This is a genomic window from Pseudoalteromonas luteoviolacea H33-S, assembly GCF_001625695.1.
GTDB classification, from domain to species: domain Bacteria; phylum Pseudomonadota; class Gammaproteobacteria; order Enterobacterales; family Alteromonadaceae; genus Pseudoalteromonas; species Pseudoalteromonas luteoviolacea_B.
Genome location: NZ_AUXY01000117.1, coordinates 1 through 669, shown reverse-complemented (window position 1 = coordinate 669; position 669 = coordinate 1). Strand labels below are relative to the sequence as shown.

Genomic DNA, 669 nt, shown 5'->3' with positions numbered 1-669 from the left:
TTTCATTCGCTATATATGTAATATTCGGGTAACTACCTTCAATCGTTCCTGATTGAGCGTTTGATGTGATTTGGAAAGTAACTTCTTCCGTTTCACCCGATGGTAACTCACTGGTTAAATCAATCTTTAGTTCAGAATCTTCCTCAAGTGTAAGAGACTGATCCTCCAGCACAATTTCAGTAAGCTCAACATCATTAAGCTCAACATCAGTCTGCTCAACAGGAGCTTCTTCTATTTGATTGTCTTTTGAAGAATCACTACTACAACCTGCACCGCCAAGCAACGTGACTAATAACAACGATGCACGATTATTTAACTTCATCCTTTTCTCCTACTACTGTGGTTTCCAATATTATTAATATTTTAAAATCTCGGGGCTTATTTTAACAATAAAAAAGAATGATCTAGGTTTTTTGTTAGCCTCCAAAAGTACGATAAATTAATGGTAAGTTTAATTTTAATTTTAATATTGATTTGAGATTAAAAAATAAAGTATTTACTGTATAAAGATATTGTGTTTATCATTATTTATAATAAATTGTTCATTTTACTCATTGAAATCTTTAAATTTAGGGCACAAAACAAGTGCCAAGTTAACAGGGTGGGGGTGTGAAAAATATACCTGATTTCAGGTAATAAGTACTGTGCATGGGCCTTGTTGATCAAATA

1 protein-coding gene is annotated in these 669 nt (G+C 32.6%); it reads right to left on the bottom strand.

Going from position 1 to position 669, the window contains the following annotated elements:
• A partial coding sequence (locus N477_RS22365; RefSeq protein WP_155732001.1) for a hypothetical protein occupies positions 1 to 322 on the bottom strand: 322 nt, incomplete at its 3' end.
• Positions 323 to 669 lie beyond the last annotated feature (347 nt).